This is a genomic window from Streptomyces sp. NPDC048639 (genome assembly GCF_043199075.1).
Classification (GTDB): domain Bacteria; phylum Actinomycetota; class Actinomycetes; order Streptomycetales; family Streptomycetaceae; genus Streptomyces.
In genome coordinates, this window is record NZ_JBICVP010000004.1 from 579,951 (window position 1) to 603,845 (window position 23,895).

The following is a 23,895-nucleotide window of genomic DNA, read 5'->3' on the forward strand; positions in this document are numbered from 1 at the left end:
CCGGGAGGCAGCCGGCGGTCAGGCGGCTGCCGTGGTCTCCAGCACGCGGCGGGCGGCGTTCGCTCCTGCGGTGAGGGTGGGCTGGAAGCCGCCCATGCCCGTCCACGCACCGGCGAGATGCAGTCCGGGGACATGGCTCTCGCGATCGCTGTCGCGGAACAACCAGCCTTCGGTGGCGTCCTGTTCGTATCCGTAGAAGGCGCCGCCGGGGTGGCCGAGGTAGCGCATCATCGTCAGCGGGGTGGCGACGTCGACCTCCTCGATCGCGTCCCGTACGCCCGGTGTGACGTTCTCCAGGAGGTCCAGCAGGCTCTCGGCGTAGGCGAACTTGGCACGGGCGTACTCCTGCGGGGGGAGGGCCTGCCAGGCGTCGGCGTACTGGAGCGTCATCAGGCTGACGTGCGAGGCACCGGCCGGTGCGAAGCCGATCGGCTCGACGTCGTACGACGAAGCCACGATGCCCCTCGCCGGTTGGAGCGTGCGCATCGACGCGTACGTGCGCTCGTCGTCCAGGTCGGCGTTGACGAAGGTGGTGCTGGTGGTGAAGCCCAGCTCCTCCGGGGTGGCGTCGAGGCCCATGTGCAGGACGAAGCCGGACACGCCGACGCGCCGTGAGCCGAGGTCGCGGACGACGGCGGAGGGCAGGGACGGCCCTTCGAGCATGCCGTAGGTGGTGGGCAGGGAGGCGTTGGAGACCACATCGGCCGCGCTCACCTCGTCGCAGGTGTCCAGCCGTACGCCGACGGCCCGGCCCCGGCGGGTCAGGACGGCCTCGACCGCGGTGTTGAAGCGGACCTCGCCGCCCGCGCGGAGGAAGGAGTCGAGCAGGGCGCGCGACATCATCTGCGAACCGCCGCGTATGTGCCACGGCTTGAACTCGAAGTAGGCGAACAGGACCAGCGCCAGATCCTGGAACGGCAGCCGCGAGGGCGGCAGTCCGAGATAGCCCCAGTACGTGCCGAGGACGCACGCGAGCCGTTCGTCGTCGAAGTGCTCGTCCAGGACCTCCTTGAACGGCCGCAGGCCCTGCCGGAAGAGCACCGGGTCGAGTTGCTCGACGGGCGTGCCGCCCCGCGCTGCGACCTGCCAGAAGGTGACGGTGCGCACCAGCTCGAAGAACCGCTCGATGCGGGACCGGTTGCCGGGGAAGGCCGCCTCCAGCGCGTCGGCCGCACCGGCCCAGTCGGCGGGCAGCGTCACGTCGTAGACGCCCGGAACCACCGCCCGGTACAGATCGCGCTCCTCGACGAACTCCAGGCCGTCGGCAACGTCCAGTTCGGCGAGCAGCTCGCGCAGGGAGAAGGCCTGGCCCGGGGCGCCGATCCCGGAGAGCTGGTGCAGGGCGACCTCGAACTCGAACCTGCCGCGCCGGAAGGAGGTCGCGCAGCCGCCCGGTACGGTGTGCCGCTCCACCAACAGGGTGCGGGCGCCGCCCCGTTGGAGGGTGGCGGCGGCGGTCAGCCCGGCGTTGCCCGCGCCGATGACGATCGCGTCGTAGTCGTTCACGCGCCCTCCGCGTCCCGCTTGATCTGCTCGAACTGGGCGCCCATGGCCTCGGACAGGGCCTGCGCGGCGGACAGCGGACGGACCATCACCATGAAGTCGTCGATGAGGCCGTTCTCGTCGGTGTGCAGGAAGTCGCAGCCGTTGATCTCCAGTCCGCCGACGCGGGCGGTGAAGACCAGCGCGTGGTCGCGGCAGTCGGCGCCGGCGATCTCGCGGACGTACCGGAAGTCCTCGAAGACCCGGGAGACGCCCTTGAGGATTGCGGCGGTGATCGCCTTGCCGGGGTACGGGCGGAACGCGACGGGGCTGGTGAACACGACGTCCTCGGCCAGCAGGGCGCGGATGGCGTCATGGTCGCCGGCCTCGACGGCCTTGCGGAACGGATGCATGGTCGGCTCCTCCACTCTGGAGACTCTAGTATTCAACTTTGCGACTAGGTGTGGAAGAGAGTAATCACGGAAGTGATAGCGTGTCCAGATGTCTCTGAAGTACGCGGTCCTGGCGGCGCTCCTGGAGGGCGAGGCATCCGGCTACGACCTGGCGAAGCGCTTCGACGCCTCGATGGCCAACTTCTGGCAGGCCACCCCGCAGCAGCTCTACCGGGAGCTCGAAAGGCTTGCGGGCGACGGCCTCATCGCCGCGCGCGTCGTCCAGCAGGAACGGCGGCCCAACAAGCGGATGTTCACGCTCACCGAGGAGGGGCGCGAGGACCTGCGCACCTTCGCGGTCGCCCCGCCCCGGCCCACCACCATCCGGGACGACTTCCTCGTCAAGATCCAGGCGGTCGACGAGAGCGACCCGGATGCGGCGCGTGCGCTGGTGGAGGAGCGCCTGGAGTGGGCCCGAGGCAAACTCGCCCGCTACGAGCGGCTGCGCGAGACCCTCCTCGACGGCCGCAGCGAGGACGCGTACCTGAGCACGGCCGAGCGGATCGGCCCGTATCTGACGCTGATGCGCGGGCGGGCCTTCGAGGAGGAGAACCTGCGCTGGGGCGAACAGGTGCTGGAGATCCTGGCACGTCGCAAGGCGGTCAGGGCACGCGCGTAACGCCTGTGCGGATAGGGGCTCTCGCGGGCCGGCGCGCTGTGACGTATCGCGCTGTCACGATGGGGTGGTCGATCGCCCCGATGCTCTTCACGCTTCGTGACGGTGACATGGGGTGGGTCGTGCCAGGACGGCACTCCTAGGATGCGGAGGGACGGGATCTACGACCTGCGGGGGACGTGTTGAGGGAGCTGGCCTGTGTCGCGCCGGAGGTCCGGGACCGGCTCGTCGTCCGGTTCGGAGCCGAGGTGCTCGCCTGGTGCGAGGAGTTGCCGGCTCTCGCCGGTGAACTCGCTGCTCGCTGGAGTCTGGAACCCGTCGCGGCGGGTGGGGGAGGCACCTCACGGGTGTTTCGCTGCTTGAGACGTGACACCGGCACTTCGGTGTGGCTGAAGCTCACGCCGGAGCCCGCGATTGCCCGCGAGGAAGCCGAAGCCCTGCGCGCCTGGGCAGCGACACCGTCGGTTGTCACTCTGCTCGACGACGATCTCGCCATGGGGGCCTTGCTGCTGGAGAGCGTGGAGCCGGGGGCGCCGGTGACACAGCCTGCTCGACGGTTGCCCGAGGTGGCGACGCTGCTGCGGGAGCTACGGGTGTCTGCTCAGGCACCGGCTCCCGCGACGAGGGAGCACTCGGTGGTGCGGCCTCTGTCCCATCGGGTCGACTTCCTCTTCGGCTTGGCCGACCGGAGGCTGGCGGCGGCCGGCGCGAGCGATGTGTTCGACCGAGCCATGCTCGGTCGCTCCCGAGCGGCGGCTCTGGATCTTGCCGCCAGTGGGCCGGTGGGACTCGTGCACGGGGACCTCCATCCGGCCAATGTGTTGTACGGTTCGGCCGCCCGCATGGTGGCGATCGACCCGAGGCCCGCGTGGGGCGATCCCGACTTCGACGCGGTGGACTGGGTCCTTGAGGGAGTTGCAGACTTCGCCGTGCTGGAGCGGAGGATCGAGAAGCTGGCGGCGATGGTTCCCGGCCAGTCTCCCGATCGTGTGGTGGGCTGGTGCCGGGCCCTGGCCGCCCTCAATGCGGTTCCGGGAATCTGCGCGCGGAGGCACGACGCGGGAACGCAGTTCCTCATCGCCCTGGCCAGTGGGTGATGTCACGCATCCCCGGCCGATCGCGGTACCGAACCGTCGCGTTCGAGGGCAGGCGTTCGGCGCCGCATGCGCGACAGCGGCCGTGTCCCGCGTAGCCGACCTTGGCCGGTCCCGTGTGACCCGACCTTGGCCGGTCCCGTGTGACCCGGCCTTGGCCGGTCCAGTGGATCGCGCCGTCCGGCCAAGGTGCGGGCTTGGCGGCCCGACCACACCATGTGCGGGTGCGGGCGGGCCCGCAGCCCGCCCGCAGCACGTACTCATCGAGCGTGGTCAGTGCAGTCGGGCATGACCTGCAACCCGGGCGGACCGGCGTCCAGGTGGCGGGCGATGCGCGTGATGGTCTCAAGGTTGCCTTCGAACAAGTGCCCCTGCATTCCGATCACTTGGGCCGCCTCGACGTTGACTGCAACATCGTCGACGAAAAGACAGCTCCCCGGACGCACGTCCAAGCCCGCGCATGCCGCCTCGAAGGCTTGCGGGTCGGGCTTGGCCAAACCGATCTCGTGCGAGTACACGATCCGGTCCACCAACTCGTCGAAGTGGTAGAGCGCCGTCTCCCGCTCCCGGGCGCCGATGAAGCTGTTGCTCAGGATGCCCAGCTTGCACTGCCCTCGCAGACCTAGCACAAAGGCGATGAGTTCTTCGTTCGGCGTCCCCAGGTATTCCGCCCACAGGTCAGCCATGAAGGCTTCGACCTGAGGCGCGTCGAGGCGTAGACGAGCCGCTACTTGCTCGTGCACCTCGCGTTCGCCGATGCGTCCGACACGCCCGGCACGCCAAACGTCGCGCAGCCGCTCATTCACCGTGCCCAGGGGCAACTCCAGTCGCTGTTCCCACCGTTGCACCCATCCCGTTTCCGGAGTGATCTCCAAAACGCCACCGATATCGAGAATGACGCAGGCTTCGGTCATGCGAACCCCCATTTCATCCTGGCCGTATGCGAGCACGGACACCGCTCGCTCGCGTGATCTGCGCTCACTGTTGGCCCTCACCCTGGGGACAGGTCAAGCGGTCCGTCCATCCGTCGGCAATCCTCGCGCCGGTGACAGCCTTACGAGCTGGTGTGAGCGATACGCATCCGCGTATCTCAAGCCGCGCCCTTGGGACGGCCCACCGCCTGGTCCGCCCAGATGACCTTGCCCTCCGGTGTGTGCCGGGTGCCCCAGCGGCGGCTGACCTGGGAGATGAGGAACAGCCCCCGGCCGCCCTCGTCCGTGCTGCCCGCGCGGCGCAGATGCGGGGCCGTGGAACTGCCGTCGGACACCTCGCAGATCAGGGTGTCGCCCCAGATGAGACGGAGCCGCACCGGTCCCGCGCCGTAGCGGATGGCGTTGGTGACCAGCTCGCTCACCACGAGTTCGGTGGTGAACGCGGCCTCGTCCAGGCCCCATTCGCTGAGCTGACGGATCGTGCACTCCCGCGCCTCGGACACCACGACGGGGTAGGCGGGGAACTCCCAGGTGGCCACGCGCCATGCGGGAAAAGCGTGCGTACGGGCGACGAGCACGGCCACGTCGTCGGGGCGTTCGGGCAGCAGTGCGGAGAGCACCGCATCGCACACCCCGTCCAGTGAGGTCCCTGCCCGGGCCGCTGCTCCCAGGGTCCGGCACAGTTCGTCCAGCCACTGGTCGACGTCGCGGTCCCGGAACTCCATCAGCCCGTCGGTGTAGAGGAACAGCGTGCTGTCGTCCGGGACTTCGACCTCCATGCTCTCGAACGGCAGACCGCCCACCCCGAGCGGCAGGCTGGGCGGCATCTCCAGCAGCTCCACCTTGCCGTCGGGGCGTACGAGGACCGGCGGCGGGTGGCCCGCGCATGCCAGGGAACATCGGCGGGATACCGGGTCGTACACCGCGTACAGGCAGGTCGCCCCCTCGCCGGTGTCCGCCTCGGGCAGGGCGTCCTTCTCGTCGGGATCGACCGGGTGCGCCACCTGGTCGTCGAGGTGGGTGAGGAGTTCGTCCGGCGGCAGCTCGACGTCGGAGAGCGTACGGACGGCGGTGCGCAGCCGGCCCATCGTCGCCGAGGCGTGCACCCCGCGGCCCACCACGTCCCCCACAACGAGCGCGACCCGGGCACCGGACAGCGGGATCACGTCGAACCAGTCGCCGCCCACCCCCAGGCTCGTGTCGCCGGGCAGATAGCGCGAGGCCACGTCGACGGCGCTGCGGCGGGGCAGGCGGCGCGGCAGGAGGCTGTGCTGCAGGGCGAGGGCGGTGGCGCGCTGCCGGGAGTAGCGCAGACCGTTGTCCACGCACACCGCCGCCCGCGCGGCCATCTCCTCGGCCAACAGCAGATCGTCGGAGTCGAAGGGCTCTCTGGTCCGGTGGCGGGCGATGAACGCCACGCCGAACGTCGTGCCGCGGGCCCGCAGGGGGACCGTCATCGCGGAATGGAGCGGATATTCGGCCGCGCGCTCGGCCCGGTGCGGTTCGAGCGCGACCCACCACTCGAACCCGATGTCGTGACGCGGGTCCATCAGCCCCGCGCGGCCGGTGCTCACGGCCCGCGCGTGCGGTGCGAACTCCGGGTACCGCTCCACATCGCCCAGCTGCAGCGTGGCCTCCGGCGTCCCGTCGATCACGGAGAGCTGCGCGGTACGGCGGAGCGTCACCGAATCGGCACGGAGCGTGCTCGCACTCGGCTCCTGCCCGGACAGTACGGACGTCAGCAGATCGACGGTGACGAGATCGGCCAGCTCCGGTACGAGGGCCTCGGCCAGTTCGTGCGCGGTGCGCTCCGTGTTCAGGCTGCTGCCGACGGTTCTGCCGGCCCGGCTGAGCAGCGCGAGCCGCCGGCGGGCGAGGTACTCGGCGGTGATGTCGATGCCCAGCGAGTAGAGCGCTCGCACCTGCCCGTCGGGGTCCTTCAGCGGGGTGAAGTGCTGGACCCAGGCGTGCCCTTCCGGCCCGCCCGGCAGTCGCAGAAAGGTCTCCATCGACACCGATTCCCCGGTCCGTACGGCCCGTCGCATGAGCGCCGTGACCTCGGGCCCCACGTCGGGCGGCAGCAGATCGGCGGGCCCCTTGCCGAGCATCTCACCGCGCGAGAGATTCCATGCACGGCAGGCGTGCTCGTTGACCTGCGTCAGCCGCAGCTCCAGATCGTGGATGCCCCCGGTGAAGGGGATCTGCTCGAAGCCCCACTCGACCAGGTCCGTCGACCCGTCGTGGTGCCAGGGCGTCAGCCGGATCAGCCACACGGCGCGAACCGGACCGTCGTGGTCCTCCCAGGGCCGGACGACGAACTCGGCCTGCACGGTGCCCCCGTCGCGGTGCCGCAGCCCCACGCTCCCGGCGTACCCGCCGCGGACCAGGTCCTCCGAGGTGATCCCGTACCCGTCCGCCAGCAGCCCCGCCAGCGGCTGCCCTTCCATGTCCTCGGCGCGGTAGCCCATCAGCTGCTGCGCGTCGGCCCCCCAGGAGACCACGTGTCCGTGCTCGTCCAGCATCCCCATGGCGATCTGTGCACTGTCCGGGCCGCCTGGGTCCATCGGATCATCCCCGGGAATCGGTCGCACGGCGCGGCGAGCGACGACGCACCTTCTTGCAAGTCTGATGAGCGGGGGGTGTACGCGCAAGATGTGCCGTTTTGGTTGCACAGCGGGCCGCGACCGGCGTGAGGGACGTGACCAGCGCCGGGGACGTGATCAACGCGGGTGACGTGATCAGCGGGAACGGGTGCGAGCGGGTGCGAGCGGGTGCGAGCGGTGCGATCTGCGTGATCAGCGCGGGGGATCAGCGTGTACGAGCGCCGGTCCGCTCGTAGCGGAGCATGACCACTCCGTTGCCGAATGTATGGCTCTCGGCGAGCCGGAGGTCGAGCTGGGTGTCCGACTCCCGGAACAACGGCCTGCCCCGACCCAGCACCACCGGGTGGATGTAGATCCGGTACTCGTCGATCAGATCGTGCCGCCGGAACGTGGCCGCGAGGTCCGGGCCGCCGACCACCAGGTCCCCGCCCGGCTGGGCCTTGAGCTCCTCGATCTCCTCGACGACGACCTCACGCCTGATCGTGGTGTTCCAGTCGGCCGTCTCCAGAGTCCTGGAGAACACGATCTTCGGCATCTCCCGCCAGATACCCGCGAATTCCACCATCGCCTCGCTGGCGGATGGGTCTGCGTCGGCGGTCGGCCAGTAAGCGGCCATGAGTTCGTGGGTGACGCGTCCGGTGAGGAATCCGCCCATCACCCGGATCCGATCGTTGAAGTGCCGGTGCACCTCGTCGTCGACCAAGGCCCAGTCGATCTCGCGGTCCGGCCCCTCGAAGTAGCCGTCGAGGGACACCGAAATCGACAGGACGATCCTTCTCATCGCGGACCTCGCCGAGTCGTCGCGGGATGGGGGTGAGGGCTGCGCCCCCTCACCGCCCGCGACGATACCCCGGGCATTGGGCCGGTCAGGGGCGTACGCGCCGGGCGTGTGCCGAGACTCTGCGGAGCGAGGGCTCAGTCCCGGGCGCCAGGGGGCCGGGCGGTGAACTCCAGGAATGCGGCCCAGGATTCGGGGGTGAAGGAGAGTTGTGGGCCGTGCGGGTCCTTGGAGTCCCGTACGTGGACGGTGTCGGGGCAGGTGGCGACCTCGACGCATTCGCCCCCGTCTCCGGCGCTGTAGGTGCTCTTGTGCCAGGTGACAGCGACCTCGACGCAGGCACCGCCTTCTCCGCCGCTGTGGCTGCTCTTGAACCAGGTGAGTTCCGGCTCCTCGATTTTCATTGCTCTCCCAGCAACTTCTCGATCAGGGTGTAGGACTCGCGGGGCGTGAGGGCCTGGCCCCGGATGCTTCCATACCGTGCGGCAAGGATACGGACCTCCTCCGAGTCCGTGACCAGCCGACTGAAGCTCTGCACTTCGAGATAGCCCACTTGTTGGCGGGCCTTCGGGGTAAGCAAGATGAATGGACCTTCAAGCGCTGCGTAGTCCTCGCAGGCAAGCGGGAGAACCTGGATGGTCATGTTGCGTAACTTCCCGAGGTGCAGCAACTGTTGCAGCTGAGCCCGGAGAACGACGCGTCCGCCGATGAGCCGACGCAGAACTGATTCGTCGATAACCGCGGACACCATAGGTGCCGGCCAGCGGGTCAGGATCTCCTGGCGAGCCAGCCGGGCAGTGACCCGTTGCTCGATCATGGCCTCGTTCAGCAGGGGCTGGCGGACGACGAACGTGCTCCGTGCGTAATCCTCGGTTTGCAGCAATCCGGGGATGGTCAGAGTGCTGAAGAAATTCAACTCGACCGCCTCCGACTCCAGCCGCGCGTAGTCGCGGAACCAGGCCGGGTGGCGGACGCGGGCCTTCGATCTCGCTCGGGCGACGTCGTCCTTCGCCGTCTTCAACAGGCCGCCCGCGTCCAGGAATTCGTCCGCCGCGTCGATGAAGTCCGGCTGGGGCGTGCGCCGGCCGCGTTCCAGGGAGGAGATCAGGTCCTCGCTGTAGCCCAGCCGTTCGCCCAGCTCCTTCTGCGTCAGACCCTTGCGCTCCCGCAGCAGCTTCATCTGCTTGCCGACGGCGCGGAAGAGGTCCGCCGCGTCGTCCGCGCCCTCCGAGGGTTCCGGGCGCTCTTCACGACCGCGGTTGTCCGTCACCATGCCGCTCACCGTTTCGTATCCCGGGCCCTGCCCCCGGTTACGCCCGCCGGGGCGGACACGCAACCCCCCGCGCCCGTACACGTACGCGGTGTACCGGCTGTCCCGCTGGTCAGGCTACGACGGGTCGACCACGCTCGGTGACATGAAGCCCGAAATCACCCTCCCGGCAACGAGGTTCAGCCAGCGGTTCAGTTCCACTCCCCGCGGCGCGCGGCTCGCGCGCATCTCGGCGGTGCAGCAGCTCGCCGCGTGGGGCCGGCCGCACGGCGGGGAGGTGTCCGAGGCGGTCGCACTCGTCGTGGCCGAGCTGGCCGCGAACGCGGTGCGTCACGGACGCGTACCCGGGCGGGACTTCGGACTGCGCCTCACCCTCGCGGACGAGCCCGGCCCGCCGTTCCTACGGATCGAGGTGTCCGACGCGCGCGGTGAGAGCGCGCCCGGACCTACCGCGGGCGCCGCGGATCCGGATGAAGAGTCCGGACGCGGGCTGCTGCTCGTGGCAGCCGTCGCCGCGCGCTGGGGAGTCGAGCCACGGGTCCCCGTCGGCAAGACGGTGTGGGCCGAACTCCCCCTCGCCGGTGGGTGACGGACGGGCTGTCGGCATGCCCGTACGGCAGTACGCCCGTACCGCCGCAAGCGCCTGGAGCGGGACCCGCGTCGGCCGGGCACGCCTACTGCCGGTCCGCGTACTGCCCGGTGCGGCGTACTGCCCGGTGCGCCGAGCCGACCGGGCGCTCCGTCAGTCCGACTTGGCGGCGCGGGCCGCCCGTCGCGCGAGGAGTGCCGCGCGGCGCTCGTCGAACTTCGTCGCCTGATCGTCGAGGCCGCCCATGAACAGGCCCAGTTCTTCCTGCGCCTTGAGGCCCTCGGGCCCGAGGCCGGAGATCTCCAGGACCTTCAGGAAGCGCAGGACGGGCTCCAGCACATCGTCGTGGTGGATACGCAGGTTGTAGATGCCGCCGATGGCCATCTGGGCGGCCGCGCGCTCGAAGCCGGGCATGCCGTGACCGGGCATGCGGAAGTTGACGACGACGTCGCGGACGGCGGCCATGGTCATGTCGGGCGCCAGCTCGAATGCCTTCCCCAGGAGGTTCCGGTAGAAGACCATGTGCAGGTTCTCGTCGGTGGCGATCCGGGCGAGCATCCGGTCGCAGACCGGGTCACCGGAGTGGTGGCCGGTGTTGCGGTGCGAGATGCGGGTCGCCAGTTCCTGGAAGGCCACGTACGCGACGGAGTGCAGCATGCTGTGCCGGTTGTCGGACTCGAAGCCCTCCGACATGTGAGCCATGCGGAAACGCTCCAGCTCGACCGGGTCGACGGCCCGGGAGGTGAGGAGGTAGTCGCGCATGACGATGCCGTGCCGGCCCTCCTCGGCGGTCCAGCGGTGGACCCAGGTGCCCCAGGCGCCGTCGCGGCCGAAGAGGGTCGCGATCTCGTGGTGGTAGCTGGGGAGGTTGTCCTCGGTGAGCAGGTTCACCACAAGCGCTATCCGGCCGATGCCGGTGACCTTGGACTGCTCGGGTGCCCAGGGCTCGCCGTCGAGCGGGCCGTCGAAGTTCCGGCCGTCGCTCCACGGCACGTACTCGTGGGGCATCCACTCCTTGGCCACCTTGAGGTGCCGGTTGAGCTCGGTCTCGACGACCTCCTCCAGGGCGTACAGAAGCCGGGCGTCGCTCCAAGCCCCGGACGACGGGGCGAGAGGGGTGGGGCTCATGGTCACGGCGACTCCTGGGGACGTGCGCGGGCATGCCGAAGGCATGCAAAACAGCTACGGCTGCGTAGGTTACGAACCCGTAGGTTAAAGCCCCGATAAGTATCCGGCCAGGCGGGCGAGAACTGCGGGAGGATATGCGCTGTTTGTGCGGAAAGTCCGATTGTTCGGTGCGGAACGCGGATCTCCGGAAATGGGAGGGCCGCCGCGAACACTAGCGGTACAGGTCCCGCAGCCGTACCGACAGGCAGGTGACGCAACCTTCCAGCTTCTCGAACTCGCTGATGTCCACCGGCACGACGTCGTAGCCGAGCCCGCCCAGCAGCTCCGCGGACTTCGGCGCGCTCGCCGCCATCAGCAGCTTGCCGCCGCCCAGCAGCACGACATGCGCCCCGGACTCCTCGGGAACGGGCAGGAAGTGCGGGAAGACCGACGGGTCGTCGACGAGCGGGGGATGGCCGATCACGGTCCCGTCCGGCAGCGCCGTCACCGCGGACTTCAGATGCAGCACCCTGCTGACGGGCACCGCCACCACACGGGCGCCCAGCGGCTCGAACGCGGCCCGGAGCTGCTGGACGCCTGCCGCGTTCGTCCGCCCGCCCCGTCCGACATAGATGGTGTCGCCGACCTTGAGAACGTCGCCGCCGTCGAGCGTGCCCGGATCCCAGACCCAGTTGATCGAGCAGCCCATCCGTGCGACGGCCTCCTCGACCTCCGTCGTCTCCGGCTTGCGGGCGTCTGCGCCGGGGCGGGCGATCAACGCGACGTTCCGGAAGAGGACCACCGTGTCCTCGATGAAGACGCTGTCCGGGCAGTCGTGCGCGGGCTCGACCTCGAACGGCTCCCAGCCGTGGGCCTGGAGCGCCCCGACGTAGGCCTCCCACTGGCTCAGCGCGAGGCTGTAGTCCACCGGCGTGCGTTCGACATGAGTGACGATGCCCTCGGCGAGACGCGGACTGGGACGGCGGATCAGCGCCTTCTTGCTGGGCACGGTTGCTCCCTCGGGGGGTGGGGGACGCGGACGGGCGGTGGGGGGCGGGGGGTACGGGTGTTGGCGGGTCTTACGGGCGCGGGCGGACGGTGCAGGTGAGCCGAGGACCGCGATCGGCTCGTACCCGGAGTACCCGCTCGTACCCTCGGGCACGGCCCCTCGGGTCCGTGCACCCATCCTGAACTGCACTGAGGCTCATCCTCTACTGCCCGGGCCCGCTTGCCGTGGAGAATCCCCGGCATGACACGGATCCCGCAGGACCCGCCCCACCCCGTGGACGAACTGCTCGCCGCCCTCGACCCGCTCCCGTACCCGCGGCGCATGCGCGAACTGGCCGCGCGCGCACGCAAGTCGGCGGAGCGGGGGCAGCTCGGCTCGCTGCTGGAGGAGCTGGAGCGGCGCGGGGCTTACGGGCGGAGGCTCGCCGTCGTCGCCGCGGCCGTGGGAGGGAACACCGGGCATCTGGAGGCACGGCTCACGGATCCGGACGCGGTGGTGCGCGGGCACGCACTGCGGGCGGCCGCCTCGGCCGCCGGCCCGGCAGCCGTCTCGGACGCCGCGCTGGAAGCGGCGCTCCAGGACGCGCCGGCGGCGGTGCGCAGGGAGGTGATCAAGGTCATCGTGGGGCGCGGGACGTGCGGCCGCGCGGCGTCGGCCGACGAACAGGGCGGTTCCGGTTCCGGTTCCGGTTCCGGTTCCGGATCCGGATCCGGATCCGGTCATGGTCGTGGGTCCGCTCCCGGTCCCGGTCATGCGCCGATCCACGGGCGGTCGTCCGACGGAGGCGATGGATCCACCGGCGGCGACGGGCCCGACCGGCAGACGCCCGACGGAGGCAAGGGGCTTGCCGGAGACAACGATGCCGACGACGGCGACGGGCACAACGTCGGAACCGCGCCAAGTGTCCGCAGCGCCCCCGCGGATGGACGGCCGCTCGCCGACCGGCTCATCGACCCGTACCGCGCGCGCTGGGGCGATCGCGAGGCGGCCGGGCTGCTGCCCGGCTGCGGCGCCGCCACTGTCGCCCGGCTGCTCCCCGAGCTGTTCCATGTCATCGGCGGCATGCGCACCCTCGCGACCCGTCACCCCGATGCCGTCCTGGACGAGTCGGGACGGCAACTCGCCGCACTGCCCGAGGCACTGCGGGAGGCGTGGTGGCAGCGGTACGCGCCCGCGGTCGCCGTCACCGCGCCCGTACGGCCCGAGCGCGTCCTCGACCTCCTGGAGCGGTACGGCGCGGGGCCGCTGCCCGGCCCCCTGTGGCACCGGATCGGACCGTCGGCCGATGCCGCACCCGGACGCACGCTGCGCTTCCTCCTCGACCCGCGGCACATGGACGCACTGCGGCGACGCGGACTGCCCGCATCCGTCCTGTGCCGTCTCGCCCGGACGGAAGCAGCGCGGGAGGAGTTCGAGGCGCTGGGCCGGGCCTGGGCGCCGTACCCGGAGCGCTTCGCAACGCTCCTGCGCGCGCTGCCGCCCGCGCGTCGCGGCGCTTTCCACGACACCGTGACCGCGGGGCGCGGCGACGCCGACGACCCGCTGCCCGACACGGTCCTCGACCTGCTGCCGCGCGTCCGCCGTGAGGCGGAGGGCTGGCGGCTCGTGGAGCGGGCGCGCGAGCGCGAGGCGGGCCGCACCGCCCTCCTCACGGCCGTTGCCCATCTGCCGGCGGACGAGGCGTGGGACGAACTGCTCGCCGCCACACGCCGTCCCGCCGCCGAGGACCGCGCGGAGGCTTGGGCGCTGCTCACCCGCAACAGCGCGCGCTCCTCGGACCCGGCGGCGCTCCCGCGTCTGCTCCGTGCGATGGAACGGTTGCGCAACGAGCACGACCCGGTCAGGTCCGCCGCGCTGACCGCGCTCCGCGCCGTCCGGCCGCGCCGTTTCACCGACGACGACGCGCCATACCTCGACCGCATAGCCGCCGACGCGATCGAGGCCCGCGACTCCTCGGCCGCCACGCGCGGAGCCTTGAGCGCACTCGCCGTCGGTCTGCTGCGCGAACACGCCGCCACGGCCGAGCGGCAGCTCATCGGCTGGGCCCTGCGCACCCTCGTACGGCTGTCCGGCAACACCGCCGGGGCCGACCTGGGGCGGCTGGACCGCACGCTGCGGCGCGGCCAGGAGCACGCGGTGTTCGAGGCGCTGCGGCCGTGGCTGGAGGCGGGGGCGGAGAAGGTCGACCACGGACTGACCTTCGCCCTGGCGCGAGCGGTCGGGCCGCGGCGCGCCGCCGGAATGCCGGAGCTTCAGGAACTGCTGTGGCAGGCCGTGCAGTTCGGGAACGACGCGACCGTGCGGAACGCGATCGGCCTGTGGCTGGAGGACCCGCGGACCAGGGACGAGAGGGTCGGCCGGATCATGGCGATGGACTCCTCGGCCGCGGTTCTGGCGCCCGTGCTGTCCGTGCTGACCCGCCGACGTACCGACCTGCTGGACGAAGTGCTGGCGAACACCCCGCCGCACGGCCGCTTCCGCTACCCGGGCGCCCACTGGCTGCCGCCGGTGGGACGGGACGCCGACCGGTGGCTGCCCCGCCAACAGGAGGCGGCGGCACGGTTGATGACGCGGGCGATGGGCGACGCCTCGCTGCGCCCGTACCAGCGGACGGCAGCGATCGCCCAGGCCGCACGGATACCCGGGCTGGGCGCCGCGGCCGTACGCCGTTGGACCGACTCGCCGGACGTGCAGCTCGCCGAGGCGGCCCTCGTGGCGCTGGTGCGGACGGACCGGCCGGGTGAGGCACTGCCGGTGCTGCTGACGCGGGTGGGGGACGACCGGGCACGGGTGGCGGTCCAGGCGGCGACCCGGGCCAGCCGGTACGTGGAACCCTCCCGGCTCGGCGGGATGCTCAGGGGCGTCCTGCTGGCGGACATCGGTGGCGGCCGGGACGCCTCCGATGACCGTCACGGTGATGTTGACGGCGGCGTCACGGGCGCGGGTGACGGTGGCGTCACCGGTGTGGGTAACGGCGCGGCAGGTGCCAACGGTGCCGTGGGTGCCGCGGATTCCCCGGAGACACCTACCAGTGCTGCGAACGTGAGGGTCACCAGCCGCAAGGAGGCGGCGCGGCTGACGGCCACGCGGCTGCCGGTGCCGGAGGCCGCCGCGCTGCTCGCCGAGGCGTACGAGATGCCCGGGCAGCACCGCGACGTACGCGCCGCTTCCGTGGCATTCGCCGTCCCCCTGCTGGGCGACGAACGGGCCTGGGGCATGACGGCGTCGGCCGCGGCGGGTCCGCCCGTCCTGCGCCACGCCGTCCTCCGCCGCGGCCCCCTCGACCTTCCGGAACCCCAACGGGCGCGCTACGCACGGCTGGTGACCGCGGCGAGCGACACCGTGGACCGGGAGGTCGCCGAGGTGGCTTACGAAGCGCTGGCCCGCTGGGCGCCCTGGTCGCCGGACGCCCAGGAGGTCCTGGCGGCGGCGGTCACCGACCTGGACAACCGCGGAACGTGGAGTGCGGCGGCGGACGGCCTGGTCTCCCTCGTCACGTCGGTCGAAGGCACGTTTCCCACGCTGGGCGGGGTGTTGACCCTGCTGGTCGCGGCGGACACGGCGGTGGACGAACAGGGAGTATCGCCGTCTCCGAACGGAACGGCTGGTCCGGGCGGTCCAGGCAGCGGCGATGCGGCGCGGAAAGCCGGAGACACAGCCGGCCGACGTCACGGCGGTGCGTACACCGACGCCGGTGCGGGGCGGGACCGTCCCGCACGACGCCGGGTCGAGCACCTCGTGGAGCGGCTGGCCATACGCGCCGTGCACCGGCCGGACAGTGCCCGTACGGTCGCGGCCGATGCGGCCGAACTGCTCGCCCGCCACCACCGGTTCGTGCCGATCGCGGCCCGGCTGCTGACCGATGCGCTGGACCTCGGCGCCGGGCGGGAAGAGCTGAGCGGGCGGCTCGTCAGGCTCGCCCGCCTCCACGAAGGGCGTCCCGCCCTCGCAGCCCGCACCGCCGACACGCTGACCGACCGGCTCGGCCGAACCCCGGCGACCGGACCGGACGCCGGGGCCGCGGCCGTCGCGGCGCGCCTGGCCGGGGACGGCACGCACGCGGCGGGTCTGTTCGCGGTGGCCCTCACCACCGCGCTCGGCGAAGGCACGGGATGGCCCGCCCCCTGGCGCGAGCTTCTCCAGAACCTCCGCCGCCATCCGCTCCCGGACGTCGGGGACGCGGCCCTGGCGGTCAGGACGGCGGAGGAGTGAACCGAGGCGGGCCGTAGGACACCGGCCGGTCGAGCAGTACGCGGGGGCGGGTGGGGGTCTGGCTGGGCCGGGTGTACGGGGGGTGTGGTCGCCGGTTGCGCGACAGACCGGGCATGGCGTCCCGCCCTGGTTCGTCGGTTGAGCCGGTCCCGGGGACTGGTTGTGGAAATGCTTGACCGGAGGCAAGCAATTCCACAACGAAGTGCCGGAGCGAAGCGGGAGGGCCCGAGCGCGCCTTCGAGATCCCGCAGTGTGACCGGGTCCTGCCGCGGACGCGGACCTTGGCCGGGCTCCCTGCCGCGCGATGCTCGTTCTTTGCGCCGCAGGCGCGAGACGAGACCGGGAGCCGGTGGAGTCGTTGGGCATCTGTGGTGGTGGTGCGGTCTGCCTGGTTCGTGTGGGGGTTGTTGCCCGGGTGGTGGTCCGGTGGTGGGTGTTTGAGCATCCGGGCGGGCGGGGTCCTGGCTGGGCCAGGTGCCCGGAAGTGCGGCCGTCGTCCGGTTGCGCGACAGACGGACTATGGCGTCCCGCCCGGGCTCGATTGCGCCAGTTCCGGGGGCCCGTTGTCGAAATGCTTGACCGGAGGCAAGCAATTCCACAGCGGGTGTCGGAGAAAAGCGCAGGGCCCCGAGCGCCTGTGGGAACCCGCAGTGTCACCGGCTCCAGCGACGGACGCAGACCTCAGCCCCCCCCGCAGCCCCCCCCGCAGCCCCGATGCTCCTTCTTTGCACCGTAGGCGTGAGACGAGACCGAGAGCCGGAGGAAGCCGATGGGCATTCGTGGTGGTGGGGCGGTCTGCCTGGTTCGTGTTGGGGCCCGTTGCCCGGATGGCGGCCCGGTGGTGGGTGCTTGAGCATCCTGGCGGCCGGGGCGTGGCTGCCGGGTGTCCGGATGCGCAGTCCTCGTCCGGTTGCGCGACAGACGGACCATGGCATCCCGCCCGGGCCGTCGAGTGCGCCGGTCCCGGGAACTCGTCGTCGAAATGCTTGACCGGAGGCAAGCAATTCCACAACGAGTGCCGCAGAAAATGCAGGACCCCCGAGCGCGTGCCGGAACCCGCAGTGTCACCGGGCCTTGCCGCGGACGCGGACCTCGCCCGCGCCCCCTGCCGCCCCGATGCTCGTTCTTTGCGCCGCAGGCGCGAGACGAGAGCGAAGGTCGAACGGTGGCAGGCGGGGAAACCGCCCGTGTTCACGCGGGCCGCGTGAGGGACAATGGCCCCATGACGGAGCGCAAGCCACCTGGCATCAACTTCGAGTCGTGGATCGACAAGCAGATCCGGGAAGCGACGGAGCGCGGCGCCTTCGACAACATGCCCGGCGCGGGCAAGCCCCTGCCCGACGCGGACGCCCCGTACGACGAACTGTGGTGGATCAGGAAGAAGATGATCGACGAGGGGGTGTCGGCCCTTCCACCGACGCTCGCCGTGCGCAAGGAGGCGGACGAGGCGCATGAGGCGGCGCTGCGGGCGGCCTCCGAGCCCGAGGTGCGGAAGATCGTCGCGGACATCAACGACCGGATCCGCGAGGCGATCAGGACGCCGCTCTCCGGCCCTCCGCTCAACCTGGTCCCCTTCGACGTCGAGCATGTCGTCGTGGAATGGCGCGCCCAGCGCTCATCGTGAGCAGCCGGCCGGCCCCACGCCGGGGCGGCGTGACGGGCGGGACGAGCCGCCGTGCCGTCGTCATCAGTCACCGTTAGCCAGCAGCCAGCAGCCAGCAGCCAGCAGCCAGCAGCCAGCAGCCAGCAGCCACGAGTCATGCGTCATGCGTCATGCGTGACGCGTCACGAGGCGTCCCGCGTCACGAGGCGTCCCGCGTCCACCTCCGCGTGTCGAGCGCATAGCCGTACTGCGGACGGCCCTTGATGCCGCTCGTACGGAACGGGCGTCCGCCGTCGTCGATGCGGACCGTGCCCTTGCGGCCCTTGCTCGTCCAGTCGAGTTCGAGGAACCAGCGGCAGTCGCAGCCCGTGGTGCGGGCGTTGACGAGCAGCACGAGGGGATCGGTGGCCGAGACGCGGTAGGGGAGGCGTACGGCGGGCAACGACTTGTCGGATACGCCGTCGTAGCCGTCGGTGGGGCGGGCCAGCGGGCGTGAGGCGTCCAGGTTCACGGCGAAGGCGGCGGGGGTGAGTGCGCCGCCGCAGCCGTTCTCCATGGCGAAGGAGGACCAGGCCAGAGGCTTGTCCCGGCCCACCACGCGGATGTGGAGTTCCTGCAGCACGACTGCCGCGGATGAGGCGCCCTGCAAGGTCACCTCGACGTTGGTGGTGCCGCCGTGGACTGCCCGTTGCGCGGCGGCCCAGGTCGGCGCGTCCTGTTCGACGGGCGGCGGCGGGACGTCGGACGGCGGCTCGGCGATGAGATAGCGGTGGTCGCAGCCGTTCTCCCACACATGTGACCGGGTGGTCATCGACAGCGGAGCCGTCCTGCTCTTCCCGTCCCCGCTGGTGCCGGCGCGCTCATCGCCGACGGACGCGTCGGCGCCGAGGGGCTCCTTGCCGTCGCGGTTGCCGCCCGTACGGCGTGGTGAGCCGGATGGGCCGCCCCCCGGGTCGTCCTTCGTGGCGGCGCGGGCGGTACGGCCGGGGTTCGCGACGGCCCGCGGTGTGTGCGCGGTGGCGTCGACGTCCCGGGGCGACTGGTCGTCGCGGGCTCCCGTCAGATGCGTGGCGGTCAGGGCCGCGAACACGGCGAGGGCCGCGGCCCCGCCGACGAGCCCGGGCCAGCGGCGCTGCGGCCGGCCCGTGGGCCGGTCGGAGGATGCGGTGGCGGGCGTGACCGCAGGCGTGACAACCGTGGCGGGTTCCCCAAGGCGCGGGGACATGGGCGGGGTCGAGGAACTCGCCGCGAGCCGGAGCCGGAGCTTTGCCCGCGCGGGCGCCGGTGCGGGCAGGGGCGCGGACCCGGGCACAGGCGAGGTCGAGGGCGCGGGCACGGGCGAAGGCGAGGGGGCGGGAGAGGGCGCGGGTGTGGGCGCGCGGGGCGGTGCAGCCTCAGGACCGGCGCCGCGTCGGGACGCACCGGTCTCCTGGGCGGGCCCGGGCCTCGCGGCCGGGGCAGGTGCCGTGGCCGCCTTCCCCGGATCTCGTCGGGCGGCGTCCGCCAGAATCCAGAGGCGGTGGAGGTGCATCAGTTCGCCGGCGTCCGCCTCGCACAACCGGGCGAAGCGCTCCACCGGCGCATACTCCGCCGGGACCGCGTCCCCGTTGCAATAGCGGTGCAGCGTCGAGGTACTGACATGCAGTCGGGCGGCGAGCGCTCCATAGCTGCGCCCGGTCCGCTCCTTCAACGACCGCAGATACGAAGCGAATTCACCCACACGGTCCGCCGAAGCCGAAGCCGAAGCCGAAGCCGACCCCGCCACCGACCCCGGTTCCGGCCTCGAACCCCGTCCTGCTTCCGGTCCCGGCCCTGACCCTGACTCCGACCTCGAACCCCAGCCCGATCCGGCCACTGCTCACCCCGCCCCGCCCGCCCCCGGCAACGACCCCAGGGTCTCTGCCTTTCCCCACGCCAGAGTACGCGGAGCGGTTCCGCCGGTACGGCGTGTCGTCACAGGCCGAACAACGCGCGACACGGCTCCAGTCCGAAGACCTCGACCGGCACGCTCCGGCATGCCTCCCAGCCCGCGCGATCCAGCCGCAGCCGTTGCAGGATGCGCGCCTCTCCGCGTACGCACGCAGTGGTGAGCCCGTCGGGGCGGTAGCCGATGCGTCGCGAGACGCCCAGCGATCGCCGGTTGTCCGTCATCGCGGCCGATGTCATCCACCGCGCGTCCAGCCCCTCGAACGCGAAGTGCGCCAAGGCGGCCCGCATTTCGGTTCCGATGCCGTTGCCCTGATGGGCCGTCCCGAGCCAGGAGCCGGACGTGGCCTCCCGGGTCACGGCGAAATCGCGCGCGCTCAGGTCCTGCCGCCCGACCACCTGACCGTCGCTCAGGACCGCCAGGCTCAGCGTCCAGTCCTCGGGACGCCACTGCGCGACGGTCCCCAGCACATGCTGGAACGTCCCGCGCCCGCGTGCCTCGGGTCCACCGTCCGTCCACGGCAAGGAGAAGGGCATGTCCGCCGGATCGTGCACGCCCTCGGCCGCCACGGCCGCGAGCGCGTCGAGCAGCTCCAGGTCCGGCACACGCAGCTCGAGCCGCGGTGTCGTGATGCGAAGCCCGTAGAGGGGCCAGAAATGCGCTGCCATGAAAAGAGCCTGCCGAAACAGGCCCTCGCCGTCGAACCAATTACGGCCTGGGCGGGGCCACATCACCCGCCGGGTCGGGCGGCCACCGGTCGGGCGGCCACCGGACGGGCGGCCACTGGTCGGACGGCCACCGGTCGGGCGGCCACCGGACGGGCGGCCACTGGTCGGACGGCCACCGGACGGGCGGGGCGGTCCCTGGTCGGGCGGGGCAGTCCTGGTCGGGCGGGATGGTCACCTGCCAGGCCGGACCGTCGTCGCCCGGGCCGGACCCTCACCCGCCGAGGTCGACGAGCCGGAGCACAGCGTCCAGTCCTCGATGGCTGCCCGGAGCAGCTCCGGCAGGCACGACGTAGGACCGCAACCCCGCTGCGGCCGCGCCGCCGTCCTTCGCCGGATGGTCTCCGACCATCAGGGTTTCCGCGGGTTCGGCGCCGAGCCGGCCGCAGGCGAGATGGAACAGCAGAGGGTCCGGCTTCTCGGTGTCGTGCTCGTAGGAGTGGACCCACGAGGCGATGAACTTGTCGAGGCCATGGTGGGCGAACGTCGGTCGCAGGTCCCAGCCGACGTCGCTCACCACGCCCATGGCGACGCCGTGCCGGTCCAGCCGTTCGAGGGTGGCCTCCGCGTCGGCGTACGGCAGCCAGTGCTCCGGAGTCCGCAGTTGCTCGTACAGCGCCTCGGCGTACGGGACCAGGGCGGGTACGGACGCGTACCAGGTGGTGAACGCGTGGCGGTGAGCCCGGGAGGAGACGTCACGCCCCCGTTGGGCGGCGATCACGTCCGGGTCGGAAAGGCCCGCTTCGAGCCCGTCCAGCAGAGCGCTCAACTCGCTCCCACCGAGCGGACTGGGCAGCACGGCGCGGATGCGGTCTGCGTAGGAACGTATCTGGAAGAGCGTGCCGGAGAAGTCGAACAGCACTGCTCGTACGGGGACGGGGGAGCTGCTGCCGGGAGTGGGGCGCAACGGCCCTTCCGGGCCGCAGACAGGAGTGCGCGTCATACGGCCTTCCTACCGTGCGGGGTGCTCGCCGCCCGGAGCGGGGGCGTTCACTCGCCGCCGGCAGCCGGTTTGCGCCGGCTCCCGCACGGGTCGGAGCTACGTATGGAAGGGGAGGGGCCGGCCCGTCTCCAGGAGGGTCTTGAGGCTGGAGAGCAGCATCGGCCAGCCCGGTTGCACCACCTTCAGGAAGAGGCCCTCCGGATCCAAGTTGCTGTGGACGACGCTGAGTTGGGTGATCTCGCCCATCGCACCCAGCTCGTACATCACGGTCGAGGAGTGGCCGCCGTTGGACTCGGCCTGGTCGGTCTGGATCCAGTCGTAGACGAGACGGCGGCCGGGGAGGCACTGCGTGACCGTGCCGGACCCGTCCGGGGCGTGGCTGGTGAGCGGGGAACCCGTCCGCCAGTCCGTTTCGAAGGACATCCCGAAGCGCCAGCGCGGCACCAATTCCGGGTCCGTCAGGGCCTGCCAGACCTGCTCGGGGGTGGCGCGGATGTAGAGGTCGAAGGCCAGGGTCGTCATGTGCGGAACTCCGTCGCGGCAGGTGACAGGGGCGGCTTGCTGCCGTGTTCAACGATGATCTTCGCGAGCGGACGCTACTCGACGAACCCGGTGATTCCTACGACGTCGCCTCCCGGCGCGTGGTCACGCGCCGGGAGGCGACGGGCGCGCCGGGAGCGAACGGGTTACGGCACGCCCCCGGGGTGCAGCTGCGCCTTCCCCTCACACCTTGCGCCTCACACGTCGTCCGCCTCCACCCGCGTCAACTCCCCGTCCAGCCGCATCCACCGCGTGATCCCGATCTCCCCCAGGAACGGCACGTCGTGGCTCGCCACCAGCAGCGCGCCCTCGTACGACTCCAGCGCAGCCGTCAGCTTGCGGACCGACGCCATGTCGAGGTTGTTCGTCGGCTCGTCCAGCATGAGGAGTTGCGGGGCGGGCTCGGCGAGCATCAGGGAGGCGAGGGAAGCGCGGAAGCGTTCGCCGCCCGACAGGGTGCCCGCGATCCGGTCGGCCCGGGCGCCGCGGAAGAGGAAGCGGGCGAGGCGCGCGCGAATACGGTTGTTGGTGGCGTCCGGCGCGAAACGGGCCACGTTCTCGGCAACCGTCAGCGAATCGTCGAGGATGTCCAGCCGCTGCGGCAGATACCGCGCCGGGACCTCTGTGACCACCTCGCCTTCCACCGGCGGCAGTTCGCCCGCGATCATCCGCAGCAGCGTGGACTTCCCCGCGCCGTTCCGCCCCACGAGGGCGATCCGTTCCGGGCCGCGGATCTCGAAGGCGGGCACGCGGGCCACGCCGTACGGCAGTTCCAGATCGCGTACGGTCAGCACCGTCCTGCCTGCCGGGACCGCCGTGTGCGGGAGATCGACACGGATCTCGTCGTCGTCCCGTACGGCATCCACCGCCTCGTCGAGCCGCTCCCGCGCTTCCTCCAGTTTCTCCGTGTGCATGATCCGGTGCTTGCCCGCGGACTCCTGGGCCGATCGCTTGCGCAACTTCATCACGGCCCGCGGCTCGCGCTTGTTCTCGTACATCTTCTGGCCGTAGCGCTCGCGCCGCGCCAACTTGACGTGCGCATCGGCCAGTTCGCGCTTCTGCCGCTTCACGTCGGCCTCGGCCACGCGGACCATGCGTTCGGCAGCCTCCTGCTCGACGGCGAGCGCCTCCTCGTACGCGCTGAAGTTCCCGCCGTACCAGCTCACCTCGCCGCCTCGCAGGTCGGCGACCTGGTCGACCAGGTCCAGCAGTTCGCGGTCGTGGCTGACCACGATCATCACCCCGGACCAGGAGGCCACCGCGTCGTACAGCCGCCTCCGCGCCTCCAGGTCCAGGTTGTTGGTGGGCTCGTCGAGCAGCAGGACGTCCGGCCGCCGCAGCAGCAGGGCGGCCAGGCGCAGCAGCACCGACTCGCCGCCCGAGACCTCCCCGATGGTGCGGTCGAGGTCGATACGGCCGAGGCCCAGCTCGTCCAGCGTCGCGCGGGCGCGCTCCTCCACGTCCCAGTCGTCGCCGATCGCGGCGAAGTTCTCCTCGCTCGCGTCGCCCGCCTCGATGGCGTGCAGCGCCGCGCGCGCTGTCGCGATGCCCAGCGCCTCGTCGACCCGCCGGCCGGTGTCGAGCACGAGGTTCTGCGGGAGATATCCCACGTCACCGGCGGTACGGACGCTGCCCGCCGCGGGCGCCAGCTCACCGGCCACGAGCCGAAGCAGCGTGGACTTGCCGGAGCCGTTCAGCCCGATGAGACCCGTACGGCCGGGCCCCACCGACAGGTCGAAATCCTCGAACACGGGGGTTCCGTCGGGCCAGGCGAAGGCGAGTCCGGAGCAGGTGACGGATGAGATGTCGGAATGAGCCATGCAGGCCTCCAGGGTTGCTCGAAGCGCGGGGGCAACACGTGGAGACACCGGGGCGGCGCGGCAACGGCGGCGGCAGCACGGACGCGAACCGGGGACGCGGTCGAAGACGCGGATGGCCCCGGTCGCGGGGAAAGCGGCTCAGTGCCGAGGTCGCACAACACGGCCCGACGCAGGAGCGGGAATTCGCATCACT

General features: G+C 71.4%; 19 protein-coding genes and 1 pseudogene. 5 read left to right on the forward strand and 15 right to left on the reverse strand.

Features of this window, described 5'->3' with window-relative positions; all coding sequences use genetic code 11:
- Window positions 1-18: 18 nt before the first annotated feature.
- Both ACGFNH_RS14285 and ACGFNH_RS14290 read right to left on the reverse strand, forming a co-directional pair.
- Window positions 19-1,506, reverse strand: a complete 1,488-nt coding sequence (locus ACGFNH_RS14285; RefSeq protein ID WP_393653366.1) for a phytoene desaturase family protein — start codon at window positions 1,504-1,506, stop codon at window positions 19-21.
- Window positions 1,503-1,895 carry a nuclear transport factor 2 family protein gene (locus ACGFNH_RS14290; protein ID WP_393653596.1) on the reverse strand — a complete coding sequence of 131 codons (393 nt, stop codon included), beginning with the start codon at window positions 1,893-1,895 and terminating at the stop codon, window positions 1,503-1,505. Before ACGFNH_RS14290 ends, ACGFNH_RS14285 begins: the two co-directional genes overlap by 4 nt.
- 88 nt (window positions 1,896-1,983) lie before the next feature.
- Between ACGFNH_RS14290 and ACGFNH_RS14295 the strand changes: the two genes are divergently transcribed.
- Window positions 1,984-2,553: a PadR family transcriptional regulator gene (locus ACGFNH_RS14295; protein WP_393653367.1), complete on the forward strand. Its 570-nt coding sequence runs from the start codon at window positions 1,984-1,986 to the stop codon at window positions 2,551-2,553.
- 176 nt (window positions 2,554-2,729) lie between these two features.
- Window positions 2,730-3,647: an aminoglycoside phosphotransferase family protein gene (locus ACGFNH_RS14300; RefSeq protein ID WP_393653368.1), complete on the forward strand. Its 918-nt coding sequence runs from the start codon at window positions 2,730-2,732 to the stop codon at window positions 3,645-3,647.
- A gap of 257 nt (window positions 3,648-3,904) precedes the next feature.
- Here ACGFNH_RS14300 and ACGFNH_RS14305 read toward each other — a convergent pair whose 3' ends face one another.
- From ACGFNH_RS14305 to ACGFNH_RS14325, 5 genes are all read right to left on the reverse strand, one after another.
- Window positions 3,905-4,558: an HAD family hydrolase gene (locus ACGFNH_RS14305; RefSeq protein ID WP_393653369.1), complete on the reverse strand. Its 654-nt coding sequence runs from the start codon at window positions 4,556-4,558 to the stop codon at window positions 3,905-3,907.
- A gap of 176 nt (window positions 4,559-4,734) precedes the next feature.
- Complete coding sequence (locus tag ACGFNH_RS14310) at window positions 4,735-7,140, reverse strand: SpoIIE family protein phosphatase (RefSeq protein WP_393653370.1); 2,406 nt, start codon at window positions 7,138-7,140, stop codon at window positions 4,735-4,737.
- A 244-nt stretch (window positions 7,141-7,384) separates the two neighbouring features.
- Entirely contained in the window at window positions 7,385-7,960 is a 576-nt protein-coding gene (locus ACGFNH_RS14315; RefSeq protein ID WP_393653371.1) for a dihydrofolate reductase family protein, read from the reverse strand.
- A 134-nt stretch (window positions 7,961-8,094) separates the two neighbouring features.
- Window positions 8,095-8,361 carry a DUF397 domain-containing protein gene (locus ACGFNH_RS14320; protein WP_393653372.1) on the reverse strand — a complete coding sequence of 89 codons (267 nt, stop codon included), beginning with the start codon at window positions 8,359-8,361 and terminating at the stop codon, window positions 8,095-8,097.
- Window positions 8,358-9,230, reverse strand: coding sequence for a Scr1 family TA system antitoxin-like transcriptional regulator (locus tag ACGFNH_RS14325; protein WP_393653373.1), 873 nt, complete (start codon window positions 9,228-9,230; stop codon window positions 8,358-8,360). Before ACGFNH_RS14325 ends, ACGFNH_RS14320 begins: the two co-directional genes overlap by 4 nt.
- 142 nt (window positions 9,231-9,372) lie before the next feature.
- Here ACGFNH_RS14325 and ACGFNH_RS14330 point away from each other — a divergent pair, with 142 nt between their 5' ends.
- Complete coding sequence (locus ACGFNH_RS14330) at window positions 9,373-9,816, forward strand: ATP-binding protein (RefSeq protein ID WP_393653374.1); 444 nt, start codon at window positions 9,373-9,375, stop codon at window positions 9,814-9,816.
- Window positions 9,817-9,969: 153 nt separating this feature from the next.
- Here the strand turns inward: ACGFNH_RS14330 and ACGFNH_RS14335 are convergent, their stop codons facing one another.
- Together ACGFNH_RS14335 and ddaH are read right to left on the reverse strand one after the other, a co-directional pair.
- Window positions 9,970-10,944 carry an acyl-ACP desaturase gene (locus ACGFNH_RS14335; RefSeq protein WP_393653375.1) on the reverse strand — a complete coding sequence of 325 codons (975 nt, stop codon included), beginning with the start codon at window positions 10,942-10,944 and terminating at the stop codon, window positions 9,970-9,972.
- 211 nt (window positions 10,945-11,155) lie between these two features.
- Window positions 11,156-11,932 carry a dimethylargininase gene (gene ddaH / locus ACGFNH_RS14340; RefSeq protein WP_393653376.1) on the reverse strand — a complete coding sequence of 259 codons (777 nt, stop codon included), beginning with the start codon at window positions 11,930-11,932 and terminating at the stop codon, window positions 11,156-11,158.
- 240 nt (window positions 11,933-12,172) lie between these two features.
- On the opposite strand from ddaH, the gene ACGFNH_RS14345 reads away from it, so the two are divergent.
- Window positions 12,173-16,144, forward strand: a complete 3,972-nt coding sequence (locus ACGFNH_RS14345; RefSeq protein ID WP_393653377.1) for a hypothetical protein — start codon at window positions 12,173-12,175, stop codon at window positions 16,142-16,144.
- A gap of 1,222 nt (window positions 16,145-17,366) precedes the next feature.
- Entirely contained in the window at window positions 17,367-17,768 is a 402-nt protein-coding gene (locus ACGFNH_RS14350) for a DUF1992 domain-containing protein (protein WP_393653378.1), read from the forward strand.
- Between the two features lie 178 nt (window positions 17,769-17,946).
- Here the strand turns inward: ACGFNH_RS14350 and ACGFNH_RS14355 are convergent, their stop codons facing one another.
- The 6 genes and pseudogenes from ACGFNH_RS14355 to ACGFNH_RS14380 form a co-directional block, all read right to left on the reverse strand.
- Entirely contained in the window at window positions 17,947-18,972 is a 1,026-nt protein-coding gene (locus ACGFNH_RS14355) for a hypothetical protein (RefSeq protein WP_393653619.1), read from the reverse strand.
- A 312-nt stretch (window positions 18,973-19,284) separates the two neighbouring features.
- Window positions 19,285-19,602, reverse strand: a pseudogene (locus ACGFNH_RS14360) (helix-turn-helix domain-containing protein); the annotation flags it as partial.
- A gap of 98 nt (window positions 19,603-19,700) precedes the next feature.
- Complete coding sequence (locus ACGFNH_RS14365) at window positions 19,701-20,342, reverse strand: GNAT family N-acetyltransferase (RefSeq protein WP_393653379.1); 642 nt, start codon at window positions 20,340-20,342, stop codon at window positions 19,701-19,703.
- Window positions 20,343-20,613: 271 nt separating this feature from the next.
- Window positions 20,614-21,342 (reverse strand): HAD family hydrolase, encoded by a 729-nt coding sequence (locus ACGFNH_RS14370; RefSeq protein ID WP_393653380.1) that lies wholly within the window; start codon window positions 21,340-21,342, stop codon window positions 20,614-20,616.
- Window positions 21,343-21,438: 96 nt separating this feature from the next.
- Entirely contained in the window at window positions 21,439-21,864 is a 426-nt protein-coding gene (locus tag ACGFNH_RS14375; RefSeq protein ID WP_393653381.1) for an SRPBCC domain-containing protein, read from the reverse strand.
- Between the two features lie 215 nt (window positions 21,865-22,079).
- Window positions 22,080-23,702: an ABC-F family ATP-binding cassette domain-containing protein gene (locus ACGFNH_RS14380; RefSeq protein ID WP_393653382.1), complete on the reverse strand. Its 1,623-nt coding sequence runs from the start codon at window positions 23,700-23,702 to the stop codon at window positions 22,080-22,082.
- Window positions 23,703-23,895 lie beyond the last annotated feature (193 nt).

Bases quoted from the DNA above. Each gene is read 5' to 3' on its own strand.
- ACGFNH_RS14290 (WP_393653596.1), bottom strand. From the start codon at position 1,895: ATGCATCCGTTCCGCAAGGCCGTCGAGGCCGGCGACCATGACGCCATC.
- ACGFNH_RS14295 (WP_393653367.1), top strand. From the start codon at position 1,984: ATGTCTCTGAAGTACGCGGTCCTGGCGGCGCTCCTGGAGGGCGAGGCA.
- ACGFNH_RS14305 (WP_393653369.1), bottom strand. From the start codon at position 4,558: ATGACCGAAGCCTGCGTCATTCTCGATATCGGTGGCGTTTTGGAGATC.
- ACGFNH_RS14310 (WP_393653370.1), bottom strand. From the start codon at position 7,140: ATGGACCCAGGCGGCCCGGACAGTGCACAGATCGCCATGGGGATGCTG.
- ACGFNH_RS14315 (WP_393653371.1), bottom strand. From the start codon at position 7,960: ATGAGAAGGATCGTCCTGTCGATTTCGGTGTCCCTCGACGGCTACTTC.
- ACGFNH_RS14320 (WP_393653372.1), bottom strand. From the start codon at position 8,361: ATGAAAATCGAGGAGCCGGAACTCACCTGGTTCAAGAGCAGCCACAGC.
- ACGFNH_RS14325 (WP_393653373.1), bottom strand. From the start codon at position 9,230: ATGGTGACGGACAACCGCGGTCGTGAAGAGCGCCCGGAACCCTCGGAG.
- ACGFNH_RS14330 (WP_393653374.1), top strand. From the start codon at position 9,373: ATGAAGCCCGAAATCACCCTCCCGGCAACGAGGTTCAGCCAGCGGTTC.
- ACGFNH_RS14335 (WP_393653375.1), bottom strand. From the start codon at position 10,944: ATGAGCCCCACCCCTCTCGCCCCGTCGTCCGGGGCTTGGAGCGACGCC.
- ACGFNH_RS14345 (WP_393653377.1), top strand. From the start codon at position 12,173: ATGACACGGATCCCGCAGGACCCGCCCCACCCCGTGGACGAACTGCTC.
- ACGFNH_RS14350 (WP_393653378.1), top strand. From the start codon at position 17,367: ATGACGGAGCGCAAGCCACCTGGCATCAACTTCGAGTCGTGGATCGAC.
- ACGFNH_RS14355 (WP_393653619.1), bottom strand. From the start codon at position 18,972: ATGTCCCCGCGCCTTGGGGAACCCGCCACGGTTGTCACGCCTGCGGTC.
- ACGFNH_RS14365 (WP_393653379.1), bottom strand. From the start codon at position 20,342: ATGGCAGCGCATTTCTGGCCCCTCTACGGGCTTCGCATCACGACACCG.
- ACGFNH_RS14370 (WP_393653380.1), bottom strand. From the start codon at position 21,342: ATGACGCGCACTCCTGTCTGCGGCCCGGAAGGGCCGTTGCGCCCCACT.
- ACGFNH_RS14375 (WP_393653381.1), bottom strand. From the start codon at position 21,864: ATGACGACCCTGGCCTTCGACCTCTACATCCGCGCCACCCCCGAGCAG.
- ACGFNH_RS14380 (WP_393653382.1), bottom strand. From the start codon at position 23,702: ATGGCTCATTCCGACATCTCATCCGTCACCTGCTCCGGACTCGCCTTC.